At 64.9% G+C, this 519-nt stretch carries 1 protein-coding gene; it reads left to right on the top strand.

The window, feature by feature from the left end; all coding sequences use genetic code 11:
• A partial coding sequence (locus tag GTZ99_RS16700; RefSeq protein ID WP_264960556.1) for a Gfo/Idh/MocA family oxidoreductase occupies window positions 1-470 on the top strand: 470 nt, incomplete at its 5' end.
• Between the last annotated feature and the right edge of the window lie 49 nt (window positions 471-519).

The following is a 519-nucleotide window of genomic DNA, read 5'->3' as shown; positions in this document are numbered from 1 at the left end:
TTGCCGATCTGGGCACGGTGGTGCCGGGCCGCATGGTGGATGACGACTGCCAGATCCTGCTGCGTTTCGCGAATGGCGCGCGCGGCGCGTTGCTGGCCAGCCAGATTTCGGTGGGCGAACGCAACGGCCTGACGATCCGCATTTACGGCGAAAAGGCCGGCCTGACCTGGCGTCAGGAACACCCCAACCAGTTGTGGCTAAGCCATGATGATGGCCGGGTGGAACTGGTGCAGGCGGGCGATCCGGGGCTGGGCGGGGCGGCGCAATGGGCCAGCCGCACGCCGGGCGGCCACCCAGAGGGCTATCTGGAGGCTTTTGCCAATCTTTACCGTGACTTTGCCAAGCTGGTGCGGGGCGAAGAGGGCGCGTTGATCCCCGGCATTGCCGATGGTTTGCGCGGCATGGCGCTGATCGAACAGGCCGTCGCGCTGTCCAAGGCAGGCGCGGGCTGGACGCGGTTCACGGTCTGAACGGGAGACGGAAAAAATGAAGACTATCAAGGGTCCGGGCATTTTCCTT

This window comes from Novosphingobium ovatum (genome assembly GCF_009909235.1).
Taxonomy (GTDB): domain Bacteria; phylum Pseudomonadota; class Alphaproteobacteria; order Sphingomonadales; family Sphingomonadaceae; genus Novosphingobium; species Novosphingobium ovatum.
This window is presented reverse-complemented; position numbering and strand designations above follow the sequence as displayed.